Raw genomic sequence first — 17055 nt, 5'->3', positions numbered from 1 at the left:
AGTTTTTTTAAAATTATTAATTAGATGGTTTTCAAGTTGATAAAATAATAAACAATTTTAGATGATTAATGGCCTAGAGAGTAACTAATAATGTTGGAATAGTGCAAAATAGTTGAGGTAATTAAAAATGAAACTTGGTGTTTATAAAAAAACGACCTAACTTGGAAGTAAAAATTTAACCTATTTATGGCCAAATCTGAATTCTCTGAGAGAAGAATCAAGCTTGTTTATGTACTTTCTTTGTTTACAACTGGATTATCTTTAATTTGGTTTTTTGTAATTTATAACTTGGGCATGCACCAATTAGCCAATTATATTGGATTGGCTGTACTTCTTTTTGTTATTTCTGCTATAATTACCAAAAGAGGATATATTACAGTTGCTCGAATTATCTATATGTTAGCATTTGTTTTAAGTGTGTCTATGACCTCTTCATTTGTTGGGAGAATGGGAAGTGTAGAGTTTATTTTAATGTTTGCTTTAGGGTTGCCTTTTTTAATATTTTCCTTTAGAAGGGAAAGACATTATATAACTATATTTTCATTCTTACCTATTCTTTTCTGGGTGCTTCTTTATTTATCAGATTTCAATTTATTCACAAACACTCATATGGACCCTGAAGTGGCAGGAAGGGTTATTTACCCTATATCTATTTTAAGTACTTTAGGTTTGGTAACGTATCAATTAGTCTATTTTTCATATTTAAACATAGGTTATTATGAGAAAATATATAGTAAAAGAGAAGAGGCTATTGAAGCATCTAATGCAAAATCACGGTTTTTAAGTACTATGAGCCATGAGATAAGAACACCGCTTAATGCTATTACAGGACTTTCACATATATTGGGAGATAGTAATCCGCGTCCAGATCAAAAGGAAAATATTGAAGCTTTAAATTATTCTGGGAAAATACTACTGAGCTTGGTAAATAATGTGTTGGATTTTAGTAAAATGGAATCCACAACTATTGAATTGGATCCCATACCTACCAATATAGAAAAAGCTATAAAACAAATTAAAAAAATACACGAATCTAGTTGTTTGCGCAAAGGGATTAGTATGCAGTTGAACATTGATAAAAATATACCTATTGTTTGGTTGGATATAGTAAGGTTTAATCAAGTTATAAATAACCTTGTTTCTAATGCCATAAAGTTTACTGAAGAAGGAGGGGTAACTTTAAAAATTTCTAAAATATCTGAAACAAATACAAGTATACGTTTGTTAACTGAAATAACTGATTCTGGTATTGGTGTAGCACAAGAAGATCAAGAAAAAATATGGGAAGTGTTTACTCAAGCTTCTAGTAGTACTAAGCGTTTATATGGAGGTACAGGCTTAGGGCTGCCTATTGTAAAAAGTATTGTGGAAGCATTGGGAGGTAAGGTGAAAATTGAAAGTAAATATGGAATAGGGAGTCGTTTTTATTTTGAATTGGAGATGAAACTTGCTTCAAATCAGGATCTTCACGAAATTAAGCAAAAAAAAGAATATAACCTTGAGGGTAAACACGTGTTGTTGGTAGAAGATAACCATATTAATGTCATGGTTGGAAAGCAGATATTGGAAAAATCTAACATAGAAGTTGATGTTGCAGTTAATGGACAAATAGCAGTAGATATGGTACAGGAGCATCATTATGATTTAGTGCTTATGGACATTCAAATGCCAGTGATGGATGGTTATTTAGCTACAAAAGAAATACGGAAGTTTAATACAGATTTACCTATTCTTGCACTTTCAGCCTCTGTTTTTATGGAAGTTAAAAATAAAATCATTACTAGTGGAATGGATGGTTTTATATATAAACCATTTGAACCAGATGACCTTCTTGATAAAATAGACAAAGCTATTAATAGGGGTGTTGTTAAATAATGTCAAACACGCAACAACTCAATCATCTTTTTAACTCCTAAAGTAGCCGTTTCAGTAATGACCGTTATATTGTTTTTACTTGTAATAGCTGGTTTTGGATCTATAAAATAAATGGCGTAGGTGCTTCTATGTTAAACAGTAAGTCGCAGCCAATTCAGTAACCACATAAATTTATGTTTAAAGCATTATTCCAAAGCTAAACGATTAAATGGAAATACAGGGTTTAAATGTGATATTAGGCATTAAAACAAATATTATAAATTACAGGTCTCTTTTTATTTTAATACTTGATTTTTATACTTTTAAAAAAGTTGCTTTTCTAAATGAGGATAGCCTGTTTCACGATTTTGAAACCTAAGAATGTTGTTTTTTACAATAATGCCTTTGTTTATATTAATAGCATTTTTAATGGTGTCATTTTCATACCATTTATCACGACCACTTATTACAGATGGAACATGCACTAATAAGGCTGCCGAAATAGATCTAGAAGCACTTTCCCAATAATAACTTGGTGTATGGTCTACGGCATAGTAATCAATGTTATCTACTGCTATAATTGGGTTTTTAAAAGTAGTAGGTTTTGCAAAATAGAAACCCATACCTTCATCGCAACTTACATCTATAATTAAGGTACCTGATTTAAGGCTAGATTTTTCACTTTCAATGACATAGTCAATAGGGTCATCGGTATCTTGGTAGGTGCCATTAATTATAATTTCAGATTCATTAATTAAATCTAATAACGGGCGTTCTGTTCCATCGTGTTCTACAACTATCAGCCTAGGTTCATTGTCTTTCCCTTTTTTAATTCGGGTGTAGTTTACATTTAATACTTCTTCTCTTACTTCATGATCTGGTCTTTGAATACAAATAGTAATATCTCTAAACCCATGGGCTTTTAGCGCGTAAATAGCACCTCTGCTAACAGCTCCAAAACTAAATATAATGACTTTTCTCTGATTGCCATAATGACCATCTATACCCTTTAATTGCAGCGCATGAATAACAGCGCAATATCCAGCCATTTCATTGTTTTTATAAAAGGTGTGCCTGCCCATTTGCCCGTTAGGAGTCCAAACATACATGTCTTCAAAGGCTATTAAAGTCAGTTTTTTATCAATAGCAATTTGTGTTATGTCTTTTTGTTGTGCACAATGCGAATATCCCCATATAGTGCCACCTTCTTTTAATTCTTCTAAATCGCTTAAAATGGGTTTTGCTATAATAGCAGACCCAATATTTGATAAGATATCTTTTCTTGAAGCTATACCACCAGTTTGTTTTTTTATGGTTTCATCGCTTATATTAAAAGGTTTGCCATAGCCTTTTTCAAAAATTAGTTGTTTGCGTATGTTATCTGGAAGTCTGTTTAAATGTTCTGGGTGAATAGGAACTCGTCTTTCGTCTTGTTTTTTTGAAGTGCCAATAACACCCATGCTTAATAAGATCATACTATTTTCTTTTTTAATGGAAACCCAATGCCAATCAATGAAATTAGCTAAACGAGAGGTTTATAATGTTATTAATAATTGGTTTTCTAGCAATCAGTCATTAGGTTGATTGTTAGTTTTATTAATCAGAAAAGAGCTTTTGAAAGGAAAGTCTTTATAATTCGCTAATGAATTGCGAAAAGGTAATTAATAGGAATGTTTATAGTATTCATTCTCAAAGATAAGCTATTGAAGCTCATTTTAATGAAGTATATGGGATTTAAAAACAAGTTGATTTTAATTAGGATTTTAGTGTTTTAATTTGTCAGAAAAATTACATAACTTCGTTTAGCATTAGATATGAAACAATTATGCTGAATTTATTTCAGTGTTAAAACGATTTCATATCAAGTCGTTAAACGAACCATCAAAATAACTCTTTCTAACCTTAAAGCATCTGTATAACCTTTTTTATGCCTTCTGTGGCTTTTTCAGGAATTACAGTTAAATATTGATTGCTTTCTATATTCGGTTTGGGATCGATAAAATAAGTAGGAGTGTTTTCGGGTACATAATGCATCAAACTAGCTGCGGGATATACTTGCATGGAGGTGCCAATTATTATAAGAATATGGGCAGTTTTACATATTGTAACCGCTTTTTCTATCATAGGAACATCTTCTCCAAACCACACAATATGTGGGCGTAATTGGTAGCCATTAGAGTCGGTGTCGCCTAAAACTAAATCGGTTTTCCAGTCTTGAATATCGTTGGCATTAAAAGTGCTTCGAACTTTTAATAATTCGCCATGTAGATGAGTTATATTGGTGCTTCCTGCACGTTCATGCAAATCATCTATGTTTTGAGTTATGATACTTACTTTAAAATCGTTTTCTAGTTGCGCTAAACCGTAATGTGCTTGGTTTGGGTTGACTTCAAACAATTGTTTTCGGCGTTGGTTATAAAAATCTAAAACTAATTCTGGATTGACAGCAAAACCTTCGGGTGTGGCTACTTTCATAACATCATAACCTTCCCATAAACCATCGGCATCTCTAAAGGTTTTTATACCACTTTCTGCGCTCATGCCTGCGCCCGTAAGTACAACTATGTGTTTCATGAAATAAAGATACCTTTTTTTTATTTCCGTAAAAGCGGAAATCTCATCATTTTTATTTGTGATTATATTTGAATTCTTAAGACATTTCAACATGACTAGAAACCTTTGCTGCAATACCGTAACTATTTATTATTTTTGAAACATGATTGATTTGGAACTTTTAGAACATTTAGAAACCTACTTAACCGACTCTCGAAAAGATAAATTTTTAAAAGTACTGCAACAGCGTACCAAGCATTTTACTGTGGCTACCGAAGATGTTTATCAATTACATAATACCAGTGCGGTAATGCGTAGTTGCGATGTGTTTGGAATACAGGAAGTCAATATTATTGAAGAGCAAAATTCTAAGCAAATTGATAGAGAAATTGCTATGGGCGCTCAAAAATGGGTAGATTTAAATAGGTATACTCATGTAAAAGATTGTATTTCAGATTTAAAACAGAAAGGCTATCAAATTGTTGCTACCACACCACATACTAATGATTGTTTGCTGCATGAATTTGATGTAACTAAAAAGGCTTGTTTTTTCTTTGGTAGAGAAACCGAAGGGCTTTCGCAAGAAGTGTTGGATGAAGCCGATGTGTTTATGAAAATACCTATGGTTGGTTTTACTGAAAGTTTAAATATATCTGTAAGTGCTGCTATTATTTTACAACATGTAACAACAAAGCTAAAGCAAACTAATATAGATTGGCAACTTACTGAAACGGAACAATTAGAAAAACGATTGGATTGGTGTAAAAAAACAATTAAGAGTTATGATGATATTGTTGAGCGTTTTTATAATCAATAATATTATAACTTGAAATTAATTTGTAATACTGTCTTTTTTTGATTTTTCTACAATTTCTAAGAATTCTTTACTACAATTAAATAAACTATCTAGAAGAATAACGCGGTTTTCTTTTTTGAGTAATTGTTTGTCAATTTGTTTGACATCGCAATAGTCAAAGAATAAGGGTTTATAAGCTTCTTTTATTTGTAACTGATTAGTTAATAGATTTTTGTTAAAGAATTCATCGTTTTTAAAAAGGGAATCAAAGGTTTTGTATGTAGCTGTAATGAAAGGAGCGTCTTTCTTTTTTTTGATTTTAAATAGTTTACCAATTAGACCTGCAATTTTAATGAAGTCTATATTTCCACTGGGTGGTGGATGGTATAAATAGGGTCTGTTTTTCATGTCGTTTTTCATTTGTATACTAAATATTTTGGCATATATTTTGGCATTAAATATTACTACTTCACGATTTTCACTAAGTAAGACTTCATCTAGAGCATTAACTATTTTTTTTAGTTCGAATACATTGGTTTCTTTCAAATGGTTTTCTGTAAGTTTTACTTTCTTTTCTTTATGAAATAGTGAAGAAAGAATGACAGTATCGTTAACAGAAGCTTGTATTTTAAAATCGCCTTTGTCATCGGTATAAGTACTTGTATTATTAGAAATATTAAAAATTTTAGCTCCTTTTATGGTAGATTCTTCATCGTAAATTTTTCCAGTAATATTTTGAGAAATAACAGTTGTTGGTAATATTAATAAGAGTAGTAGTTTAATTTTGGTGGTCATAAACAATCTTATAAGTGTTTGTTTATCAAATTAATGTATAATTTTTTTTCAGGTTAAATATTTAAGATAGTTTAACACGTACCTTAACTAAACTTTAATAGATGCTGTTAATGTATAGGTATAAAAAAAGAGACCTTAGTTAAAAAGTCTCTTTTTAGTATATTTAGATTTCCGTTTTTTTGGGAATGACAAGTTCATCGGAAACCTCTAGGCACAGCCTTGAGGAATTTCTTGCGATTAAATCTTCCGACTTCGACCTCTACTTAAAACTTTATATTCTTCATAGCATTCGCTTATAGCATCAAGTATTTGTAAATCGTTAGCCGTTTGTATAAACCCTTTAGAGTAATTACAATGGCTTACTATTTCGTCTAAATCTACACGATCTACTTGAAGTAAAACGGTTAGCATTTCTCTATCAAAGCGAGAGGCTAGTAAGTTTCTAATTTCATCATCTTCCTTCATCTTTTTAAGCTTACGCAACTCATTTGGTTTTTTACCAAACATGCGGTGTAAAAAGTCGGCAGGATTAAAAATAGAGCCTATAATTTTACTAACAGTTCCTGGAGAACTCGCTTCGTAACCTGTGCTTAAACCAGAAATACTATAGCGGTAATTGTTATTAATAATAGGTACTTGTTTAATGTCTACTTCTAAATAACCCGTAAGTTTTAATTGATTTACAACCACTTCTTCAAGTGCAAGTGCCAATTCTGTTAATTCAATATTAGAGCTTCCAAACTTTAACCAGTCATTAGTAACTCTTACTTTTATAGATTTAAATCCTAAATAAGAAAAATGTAATGTATCGTTTGCTTTCGCTGAAATTTGAAACTCCCCTTTGTTGTTAGTTGTTGTACCAACAACCTGATTAAGGTTTACAATATTTACATTTTCTAAAGGCGTATCATTTGAAGAATTAATAACAACCCCTAAAACTTTATCGGCTTCTTGCGCCATACAAAAAGCAGAAGTAAATAAGAGTATAAATAGGAGCAGGTTATTCTTCATAAGATTGTCTTTATCAACGCTAATTTTGTTATAAAAGTACTAAACAAAACAACAAAATAGCGTCAATAAGTTTTATTTTGACTTAAAATTAACATAAAAGTTTTATGTTATCTACGTGAACGTCTTGGTCTGTCTGAACCAGAATTACCTGATTTTGAAGCAGAACTAGAGCGTCTTTCTGATCTATTAGGTCCAGAATTGCTAGATTTAAAATCGCCACTTCTTCTTCCAGAATCACTTTTAGATCCAGAACGTCTTTCTCCGCCACCACGTTTATCATCACGACGTTTGCCGCCACCACGTCTGTCGTTGCGTCTTCCACCACCACCGCGGTTTTCTGAAACTTCAACATTTACAAAACGTCCTTCGTGTTTATAATCTGTAAAGAACGCAAGTACTTTTTCTTTTTGTTCGTTTTCAGTATTAAAGAAAGAGAAACTCTCTTTTACTTCTACTTTAAAAACATCATCTCTACCAAGTTCAAGAACTTCTTTTAAGAAGTCTTTTAACTTCATCCAATCGAAGCCATCTTTACTACCAACGTTTATAAAATAACGTGTAGAATCAGAATTTCCACCAAAATCTCTACTGCTTTCACGACCGCCTTCTCTATCTCTAGGACTTTCAGAAACATTTAAGTTTTTAGATTTTTGATAGTAATTATAGAAACGTGTGAATTCTACCGAGAAGAATTTTTTAATCAATTCATCTTTATCAGTATCAGCAAACAATTCGTTAATACTAGTTAAGTGTTTATCAATTTCATGATTAATTTCTGTATTGTGAATTTTATTAGCTAGCGACATTAATTGTACTTCGCAAATATCGGCACCATCAGGAATCTCTTTTTTGTCAAATTGTTTTTTTATAATACGCTCAATACTTTTTATTTTGCGTACTTCACTTTTTGATACAATTACCATAGAAACCCCTGTTTTTCCAGCACGTCCTGTACGTCCAGAACGGTGTGTGTAAGTTTCAATTTCGTCTGGTAATTGGTAGTTTATAACGTGTGTAATATCGTCTACATCAATACCACGAGCAGCAACATCAGTCGCTACAAGCATTTGTATTTGTTGATTTCTAAACGATTTCATAACCATATCACGTTGATTCTGACTTAAATCGCCGTGTAAAGCGCCAGCGCTATAACCATCTTCAATTAAGTTCTCAGCTACTTTTTGAGTATCACGTTTTGTTCTACAGAAAATAACAGAAAATATATCAGGATTAGCATCCGATAAACGTTTTAAAGCTTGGTAACGGTCTCTAGAATTAACTAAATAGTATTCATGAGAAACGTTGCTTGTACTTTCATTTTTATTTCCAACAGTAATTTCCTGTGGGTTAACCATGAATTTTTTAGCAATAGTTGCTACTTCTCTTGGCATGGTTGCAGAAAATAACCAGGTATTTTTTTCTTTTGGTGTGTGAGAAAGAATATCAGTAATATCTTCTTTAAAACCCATGTTTAGCATTTCATCAGCTTCATCTAAAACACTGTATTGTATTTTAGAAATATCAACCATACGTCTGCTAATCATATCTTTCATACGACCAGGCGTTGCTACAATAATTTGTGCGCCTCTTTTAACGTCTCTTGCTTGATCTGAAATGCTCGATCCACCATAAATAGCAACTACATTTAAGCCTTTACAGTACTTGCCGTAAGCTTTAATTTCATTGGTTATTTGTAAACAAAGCTCACGTGTAGGCGATAAAATAAGACCTTGAGTTGTTCGGCTATCAATATCAATTTTTTCTAACATAGGAAAACCAAAGGCTGCTGTTTTACCAGTTCCTGTTTGTGCTAATGCTACTAAATCGGTTTCCGATTCTAATAAAATTGGGATTGCTTTTTCTTGTACTTCACTTGGTTTAATAAATCCTAAATCAGTGATAGCGCGTAAAAGGTCATCATTTAGACCTAGTTCTTGGAATGTGCTCATTCTTGTATAAGTATTCGATTATGTTATGTGGTGTTACATAAAGAAGCGAATCGACATACTTAAACATTAAACTTCTAGTAACACATCCTCACTCTGAGGAATTTAAACCCATTTGCTGAGTTTCAAGCGGCAAAGATAAGCTTTTATTTGAATAAACAATTTTTTGGCGTTTTAACACGCGTTCTGCTGTATCTTTTTATTGTGGGATTCCTGCTTTCGCAGGAATCCCACAATAAAAAGGATGCCGCTGTCAAATACGAAGTATTCACGATTTCCGAATTATTAAAATAAAATACATGAGTAATTGTTAACGCACTTATCCGCTAGTTAATAGTAGTAATTAGAGGTGTTTTTCTTTTTGGAGAGGTTTGTTTAACGTTTGTGTATAAGAATAGTTGCGTGTCTAAGCACCTAATTTAGCAAATGCAAACTAAATAGAAAATCCACGCGGATTTTCGTAAACAAGCTCGAACTAGCAATTAATTTTATACTTTGTTGGCGGTAGTGTTTATTCCCAGCAGTTATATCTATTTGCCAATTATCCTCCTTCTATGTTCCATACCCCATTCGGCAATAGTACTAGTCAAATTTTTAAGTGTTGAGCCGTACTCCGTTATTTCGTATTCTACAGTTACAGGTTGAGTGTCTAATACGTTTCTTATAATGAGTTGATTCATCTCCAATTCTTTTAATTCTCGACTCAACATTCTGCCCGATATTCCTTTTACCTCTCTTAATAATTCAGAATAACGCATTTTTTTATAGCAAAGGCATGCGATAATAGATACTTTCCATTTGCCATTGAGGATATCCATTACGTCGTGAATTGCTAAAATGGTTTGGCTACATTCTTTTATTGCTTTTATTTCTGTTTCCATAATAAGTCACTTGGTTACTCGAATGTTACTATTACTTTTTGGCTGTAAGTTACAAAAAGTAACCTTAGATACTTACTTTTGACCTATAATTTTAAAAGAAAATAGTAATGAAATTAATAGATGATTTAAATTGGCGGTATGCCACAAAAAAATTCAGTCCCAAAAGAGTTGCAGATGAAGATTTGGAAAAAATAGTTGAAGCGATCAATCTTTCTGCATCTTCAGTAGGAATACAACCATATCGACTTACAGTTATAGAAGATTCAAGTTTGAAAAAAGATTTGGGAAAGAATTCATTTAATTCTCAAATAGCCGAAGCTTCACATCTTTTGGTGTTCTCTGCATTTACATCCATTAAGCAGGAACATATAGATCAATATATTAAGTTAGTTGCTAAAGTAAGAGAAACACGAATTGAAGAATTAGCTGATTTCAAAAATTCCATAAGTACTTACCTTTTAGCACAAACTGACGCTGATAATTTCAATTGGTCAGCGAAACAAGCATACATAGGTCTAGGGACGGGACTCATTGCTGCAGCAACATTAAAAATAGATTCTACTCCAATGGAAGGTTTTGATGCAGGAAAATTTGATGAATTATTAGGTTTGAAAGAAAAAAATCTCAAAAGTGTTGTTACCCTCGCATTAGGGTATCGTGATGAAGAGAATGATTATTTAGCCAATCTGAAAAAGGTTAGATTACCAATAGAAGATTTTTCGACAAAGGTTAGTTAATTATAAATAAGGGATAAGCTACTTGAACAAAATCAGGTAGCTTTTTCAATCATTTACACCAAGTTTGCGAGCAGCTTTGCATTACGTCCAACTGTTTCCTGTATATGAAATCGTTTTAATGTTTTATATCAGATGTTAAGCGAATGTAGATGAAAATTATTACAAAGTCAAATTCAACCAAAACAATACCATTTTTTGCTTTGTACAACACGTATTATGCGATTTCTCCTAGCGTCGAAATCACTCAGAGACTCAAATTATTAAAACTATGATATTAGATTTTTTTTGCACAATAACGGAATCATCTGCCAAGGTTATTGATACAAACAAAAAGTAGTTCTGTTTGTCATGTCGAAATGAGGTACGATTGAGACATCACATAAAGAAATACCTAACACCTTTGAGCAACAAGCATCATGAGATTTCTCCTAGTGTCGAAATGACATAGAGGCTTTTTATAATAACCTAATCACTTTATCTAATATAGGATTCCTATTGTCTGGATTCCAAACAGCAGATAGTACCGTTTTTTGGCGAATTTTAGTAAGTTCTATAAATTTTATGTTTGAATTATTTTCGGTTTTTAATGATTTAGGCACAATAGAAATTCCGAAATTGTTTTCAACTAATTTATAAATAGAACCGGCGTGAATGGTATTATGAGATACTAATGGGCTGAATCCACTATCGTCAAAAATACCCATCACTTTTTCATAATAGGAAGCGCTGTATTCGGGATCGAATAGTATAAAATGTTCATTTTTTAGTTGTCCCATGTTTTTAAAATTAGAAGCATCAATGGGATGATCTTTAGGTAATACCAAACAAAACGATTCTTTTAAAACAGGATAGCTCTTTAAACCTCTAGGAATGCGTTCTAAACGAACAAAACCAATATCGATATCTTGAGAAAGCAAACCTTCAATTTGTTTTTGGTTATCCATTTCTTTCAAACTAAATAGCACATCTGGATGGTTTTTAGTGAATTGTAATAATAAATCAGGAATGATTTGCTGCATAGCAGATCCTACATAACCAAAGTTTAGCTGACCATCTTTACCAGTTTCAAGTAGTTTAGCATGATTTAAAATGGTTTCTAAGTTTTTTAAGTTTTTAGAGAGTTCTTCTTTTAAGTATAATCCAGTATGCGTCAGTTTTACTTGTCGGTTATGGCGTTCAAATAACTTCATACCCAATTGATCTTCCATTTCTTTTATTTGTCTACTCAATCCAGGTTGAGAAATAAAAAGGGTTTCTGCGGCTTTTCTAAAGTGTAATGTGTCTGCTACAGCTAAAAAATATTTAATATGTCTAAACTCTATTTGATAACTCATAGTTATTAATAGTTTTAATTAATGGTCTTGTTAAGCATCAAATTTATCGATAATTTTGTTTAAAACGGAATAGTACTCAACTTATTATAAATTAAAAATGTTTACATACGGAATTGATATATTAACAGTGAATAAAGTCATGGCAATTGCTAATGGCTCATTAAAGGCATCACTGTCTGATTACGCAAAATCAAAAATTAATGATTGTAGATCAAAAGTTGAAATTATAGCCAATGGTAATAAAGCTGTTTACGGAATTAATACGGGGTTTGGTCCTTTGTGTGATGTGCAAATTACTCCAGATGAAACAAGTACACTTCAAAGAAACTTGCTCATTACACATGCTGTTGGAGTAGGGAATCCTATAGCTAAAGCATTATCTAAAATTATGATGATTTGTAAAGTGCACGCTTTAAGTCGTGGGTTTTCTGGTATTCGATTAAAGGTTGTAGAGCGTATCATTTATTTTATTGAACATGATTTGTTGCCTGTGGTTCCAGAGCAAGGATCGGTAGGAGCTTCGGGCGATTTGGCACCATTATCACATCTGTTTTTACCATTGATAGGCGAGGGGGAGTTTTGGAAAGGAAATGATATTGTTTCAGCTAAAGACGTTTTAAAATCTCATGATTTAGAGCCTATACAATTAGAAGCTAAAGAAGGCTTAGCGTTAATAAATGGTACGCAGTTTATATTAGCTCATGCTATAACAGGTTTAAATAAAATGGCTTATTTATTAGATTTAGCCGATGTTGCCGGTGCCATGAGTTTGGAAGGTTACCAAGGAAGCGAATCACCTTTTAAAGAGTTACTGCATAGTATTCGCCCATTTAAAGGCAATTTAAAAGTTGCCAAGCGTATGCGTATGTTGTTTAAAAATTCTAAGAATATTAAATCGCACGAAAACTGTGCGCGTGTTCAAGATCCGTATTCTATGCGTTGCATTCCGCAAGTACATGGCGCTTCAAGAAATGCTTATTATCATTTATATGAATTAGCAGAAATTGAAATGAATTCGGTAACCGATAATCCTATTGTTTTAAGTGAAACGGAGGCTATTTCTGGAGGGAATTTTCATGGACAACCTTTAGCTATGGCATTAGATTATTGCTCAATAGCAGCTTCAGAATTAGGAAACATTGCCGACAGGCGTTGTTATTTGTTGCTAGAAGGTAAGTATGGTTTACCACGCTTGTTAACAGCAAGTGGCGGTTTAAATTCAGGATTTATGATTCCGCAATACACTACAGCAGCTTTAGTAACTGAAAATAAATCGTTGTGTTTCCCGCCTTCGGCAGATAGTGTTCCTACCTCATTAGGACAAGAAGACCATGTGTCTATGGGAAGTATTTCTGGGCGTAAATTCAATCAGATTTTAGGGAATATTGAAAAAATCCTAGCCATCGAACTTATGTATGCGGCGCAAGCCATGGAGTTTAGAAGACCGAATACGTTTTCTGAAATTATAGAAAATAACTTTAAGATTATAAGAGATAAAATTGATAAGTTAGAAGAAGATCGCATTCTTAAAGATGATATTAATGCATTGATTATGATGGTTAAAAATCAAGTATTCATTGTAAAATAAAATTAGTTATGACATTTAAAGAACAAATTTTACAAGGTATTCCAAGTAAATTATCAGCTAAATATATATATCCGTTAGATGTTAATAGAGCTCCAAAACGAAAAGATATTTTATCTATAGAAGAAAAACAATTAGCTATTATAAATGCGTTGCGTTATTTTCCTAAAACCTGGCATCAAGAATTAGCACAAGAATTTTCAGAAGAGTTGAAAGCATTTGGTAGAATTTATATGTATAGATTCAAACCCGATTATGATATTTATGCAAGATCTATTTCAGAATATCCTGCAAAATCGATGCAAGCTGCTGCTATTATGCTCATGATTCAGAATAATTTGAATCCAGCAGTGGCACAACATCCTGAAGAATTAATAACTTATGGAGGTAACGGTGCCGTTTTTCAAAACTGGGCGCAGTATCTTTTAGTGATGCAATATTTAGCAACTATGACTGATGAGCAAACACTGCATTTATATTCAGGGCATCCTATGGGGTTATTTCCATCGTCTAAAAATGCACCTCGTGTTATTGTTACCAACGGGATGATGATTCCTAATTATTCTAAACCAGACGATTGGGAGAAATTTAATGCTTTAGGGGTTACGCAATACGGACAAATGACGGCGGGTTCCTTTATGTATATTGGTCCTCAGGGAATTGTACACGGAACCACCATTACGGTAATGAATGCGTTTAGAAAAATATTACCAAAAGGAGAAAATCCGAATGGAAAAATATTTTTAACCGCAGGCTTAGGAGGTATGAGTGGCGCTCAGCCAAAAGCAGGAAACATTGCTGGTTGTATAACTATTTGTGCCGAAGTAAATGCTAAAGCAGCTACAAAACGATATGAGCAAGGTTGGGTGGATGTGTTAATTGACAGGATGGATGATTTAATCACTAGAGTAAAGCATGCACAAGCAACTAACGAAATAGTTTCAATCGCTTACATTGGAAACGTGGTTGAAATTTGGGAACGTTTTGATGAAGAAAATATTCATATTCACCTTGGATCAGATCAAACATCATTGCATATTCCTTGGACTGGTGGTTATTATCCTATTGGTATTTCTTATGAAGAATCCAAGCGTTTAATTCGTGAAGAACCAGAGATTTTCAAAGAAAAAGTACAAGAATCGTTGCGAAGACATGCAGCAGCAATTAACAAACACACCGCAAAAGGAACGTATTTCTTTGATTATGGAAATGCCTTTCTATTGGAAGCTTCAAGAGCAGGAGCCAATGTTATGGCAGAGAATAATATCGATTTTAAATACGCATCTTATGTGCAAGATATTTTAGGACCTATGTGTTTCGATTATGGTTTTGGTCCATTCCGTTGGGTTTGTGCTTCAGGAAAATCAGAAGATTTAGATATTACAGATGATATTGCCGCAACTGTGTTACAGGATATTATGGAAAGCGCTCCTGATGAAATCAAGTTGCAAATGCAAGATAATATCACTTGGATTAAAGATGCTAAAAAGAATAAGATGGTGGTAGGTTCACAAGCTCGTATTTTGTATGCTGATGCCGAAGGACGTTCTAAAATAGCCGAAGCATTTAATAATGCGATTGCTGAAGGTGAAATTGGTCCTGTAGTTTTAGGGCGCGATCATCATGATGTTAGCGGTACCGATTCGCCATACAGAGAAACTTCTAATATTTACGATGGGAGTAAATTTACAGCAGATATGGCTATTCATAATGTTATTGGCGATAGTTTTAGAGGCGCCACATGGGTGTCTATTCACAACGGTGGTGGCGTTGGTTGGGGTGAAGTTATGAATGGTGGTTTTGGGATGCTCTTAGATGGTACAAAAGAAGCTGAGTCTAGATTAAAAAGTATGCTATTTTACGATGTGAATAATGGGATTGCCCGCCGTAGTTGGGCTAGAAATGATGAAGCTATTTTTGCAATTAAACGCGAAATGGAACGTACACCAAATTTAAAAGTAACTTTACCTAATCTTGTTGAAGACGACATTTTAAATAACTTATTTTAATGGCAACACTTTTTAAAAATATTAAAGAATTAATTCAGGTTCATGAAGCATCGATAGCTTTTGTTTCAGGAAAAGATATGAATGTGCTACCTACTATTAAAGGTGCCTTTTTAGTGGTTGAAGATGGATTGATTACAGATTTCGGAACGATGGAAAATTGTCCAAGCAATGATTTTTATGAAGTCATTGATGCCACAGGAAAAATGATTTTACCTGCTTGGTGCGATTCGCATACCCATATTGTGTATGCTGGTAATCGTGAAGGCGAATTTGTAGATCGTATTAAGGGGCTTTCTTATGAAGAAATTGCTAATAATGGTGGCGGTATTTTAAATTCGGCTAAAAAACTTCAAGAGACTTCGGAACCTGATTTGTACGATCAAAGTAAAGCACGATTAGAAGAAGTGATGCATCTAGGTACAGGTGCAGTCGAAATTAAATCAGGTTACGGACTAACCTTAGAGTCTGAGTTAAAAATGTTGCGTGTCATCAAGTGTTTGCAAGAGAATTATCCCATAGAAGTTAAAGCTACTTTTTTAGGAGCTCACGCTGTTCCTGCAACTTATAAAAACGATAAGTCAGGTTACTTGTCATTACTAATTGATAAGGTGCTACCTAAAGTAGCCAAAGAAAACTTAGCCCAATACATCGATGTTTTTTGTGAAACAGGGTATTTCACAGTTGCAGATACCGAGCGTATTTTAAAAGCAGGAAAAAAGTACGGACTTACTCCTAAAATTCATGTCAATCAGTTTACAGCTATTGGAGGCATACAAGCTGGGGTAAAATTCAATGCGCTTTCGGTAGATCATTTAGAAATTATGCGAGATGAAGATATCAATGCTTTAAAAAACACGACAACCATGCCAGTAGCTTTACCAAGCTGTTCGTATTTTTTAAGTATTCCGTATACGCCTGTAAGACAAATGATTGATGCAGGATTGCCTTTGGCATTAGCAACCGATTATAATCCTGGTTCTGCACCTTCAGGAAATATGAATTTTGTAATATCTACGGCGTGTATAAAAATGAAAATGACACCCGAAGAAGCCATAAACGCAGCCACTATTAATGGTGCTTATGCAATGGGCTTAGAAAATAAATTAGGTTCTATAACTAAAGGAAAACAAGCCAATTTAATTTTAACTAAACCCATTAATTCTTATGGATTTATTCCCTATGCTTTTGGGAATAATCAAATAGAAAGCGTCTTTATAAAAGGAAAAGAAATTATTTAGTTTTTGGGTGTTTTAAAGCGCTTTTCGCTATATCTTTTTATTCTGTCATTCCTGCCTTTCGACTACGCTCAAGATAAATTATGGCAGGAATCCCACAATAAAAAGGATGCCGCTGTCAAATACGAAGCATTCACGATTTCCGAATTATTAAAATAAAAAATCACTTTACTTTGTGCCTTAGCGTCTTTGCGTGACAAGTATTATGTGATTGCTCCTTATGTCGAAATGACACAAAGATTAAAATAAAACTCCGAGAGTCTCTGTGAAATCTTAGTGAATCTCAGTGTTAAAATATTCGTTAATTATTAGATGGTTT

Annotated in this window: 13 protein-coding genes; 6 read left to right on the top strand and 7 right to left on the bottom strand. The window is 33.1% G+C overall.

Annotated elements, in window-relative coordinates; genetic code table 11:
* The first annotated feature begins 186 nt into the window (after nt 1–186).
* Nucleotides 187–1875, top strand: a complete 1689-nt coding sequence (locus RHP49_02630; GenBank protein ID WNH13157.1) for a response regulator — start codon at nt 187–189, stop codon at nt 1873–1875.
* Between the two features lie 302 nt (nt 1876–2177).
* On the opposite strand, the gene RHP49_02625 is transcribed toward RHP49_02630, so the two are convergent.
* Nucleotides 2178–3329, bottom strand: coding sequence for a N(5)-(carboxyethyl)ornithine synthase (locus tag RHP49_02625; GenBank protein WNH13156.1), 1152 nt, complete (start codon nt 3327–3329; stop codon nt 2178–2180).
* 427 nt (nt 3330–3756) lie between these two features.
* Nucleotides 3757–4428 (bottom strand): NAD-dependent deacylase, encoded by a 672-nt coding sequence (locus RHP49_02620; GenBank protein WNH13155.1) that lies wholly within the window; start codon nt 4426–4428, stop codon nt 3757–3759.
* A 142-nt stretch (nt 4429–4570) separates the two neighbouring features.
* Between RHP49_02620 and RHP49_02615 the strand changes: the two genes are divergently transcribed.
* Complete coding sequence (locus RHP49_02615) at nt 4571–5224, top strand: RNA methyltransferase (protein ID WNH13154.1); 654 nt, start codon at nt 4571–4573, stop codon at nt 5222–5224.
* Nucleotides 5225–5239: 15 nt separating this feature from the next.
* Here RHP49_02615 and RHP49_02610 read toward each other — a convergent pair whose 3' ends face one another.
* The 4 genes from RHP49_02610 to RHP49_02595 all read right to left on the bottom strand — a co-directional run bounded on the left by RHP49_02610 (nt 5240) and on the right by RHP49_02595 (nt 9836).
* Nucleotides 5240–5998, bottom strand: a complete 759-nt coding sequence (locus RHP49_02610) for a carboxypeptidase-like regulatory domain-containing protein (GenBank protein WNH13153.1) — start codon at nt 5996–5998, stop codon at nt 5240–5242.
* A 237-nt stretch (nt 5999–6235) separates the two neighbouring features.
* Nucleotides 6236–7009 (bottom strand): carboxypeptidase-like regulatory domain-containing protein, encoded by a 774-nt coding sequence (locus RHP49_02605; protein ID WNH13152.1) that lies wholly within the window; start codon nt 7007–7009, stop codon nt 6236–6238.
* Between the two features lie 107 nt (nt 7010–7116).
* The gene (locus tag RHP49_02600; GenBank protein WNH13151.1) at nt 7117–8958 is read right to left on the bottom strand and encodes a DEAD/DEAH box helicase; all 1842 of its coding nucleotides are present in this window, start codon (nt 8956–8958) and stop codon (nt 7117–7119) included.
* Between the two features lie 527 nt (nt 8959–9485).
* Nucleotides 9486–9836 (bottom strand): helix-turn-helix domain-containing protein, encoded by a 351-nt coding sequence (locus RHP49_02595; protein ID WNH13150.1) that lies wholly within the window; start codon nt 9834–9836, stop codon nt 9486–9488.
* 107 nt (nt 9837–9943) lie between these two features.
* On the opposite strand from RHP49_02595, the gene RHP49_02590 reads away from it, so the two are divergent.
* The gene (locus RHP49_02590; protein ID WNH13149.1) at nt 9944–10573 is read left to right on the top strand and encodes an NAD(P)H-dependent oxidoreductase; all 630 of its coding nucleotides are present in this window, start codon (nt 9944–9946) and stop codon (nt 10571–10573) included.
* A gap of 455 nt (nt 10574–11028) precedes the next feature.
* On the opposite strand, the gene RHP49_02585 is transcribed toward RHP49_02590, so the two are convergent.
* Complete coding sequence (locus tag RHP49_02585) at nt 11029–11907, bottom strand: LysR family transcriptional regulator (GenBank protein ID WNH13148.1); 879 nt, start codon at nt 11905–11907, stop codon at nt 11029–11031.
* Between the two features lie 97 nt (nt 11908–12004).
* Here RHP49_02585 and hutH point away from each other — a divergent pair, with 97 nt between their 5' ends.
* The 3 genes from hutH to hutI are packed head-to-tail and all read left to right on the top strand — an operon-like array spanning nt 12005 to nt 16739.
* Nucleotides 12005–13495 (top strand): histidine ammonia-lyase, encoded by a 1491-nt coding sequence (hutH, locus tag RHP49_02580; protein ID WNH13147.1) that lies wholly within the window; start codon nt 12005–12007, stop codon nt 13493–13495.
* 8 nt (nt 13496–13503) lie between these two features.
* Nucleotides 13504–15501: a urocanate hydratase gene (locus RHP49_02575; protein WNH13146.1), complete on the top strand. Its 1998-nt coding sequence runs from the start codon at nt 13504–13506 to the stop codon at nt 15499–15501.
* Nucleotides 15501–16739 carry an imidazolonepropionase gene (hutI, locus tag RHP49_02570; GenBank protein ID WNH13145.1) on the top strand — a complete coding sequence of 413 codons (1239 nt, stop codon included), beginning with the start codon at nt 15501–15503 and terminating at the stop codon, nt 16737–16739. The genes RHP49_02575 and hutI overlap by 1 nt, the downstream gene beginning before the upstream one ends.
* The last annotated feature ends 316 nt before the right edge of the window (nt 16740–17055 follow it).

It is taken from the genome of Flavobacteriaceae bacterium HL-DH10 (assembly GCA_031826515.1).
Taxonomy (GTDB): domain Bacteria; phylum Bacteroidota; class Bacteroidia; order Flavobacteriales; family Flavobacteriaceae; genus Thalassobellus; species Thalassobellus suaedae.
The sequence above is the reverse complement of the archived record's forward strand: the minus strand, read 5'-3'. Positions and strand labels throughout refer to the sequence as shown.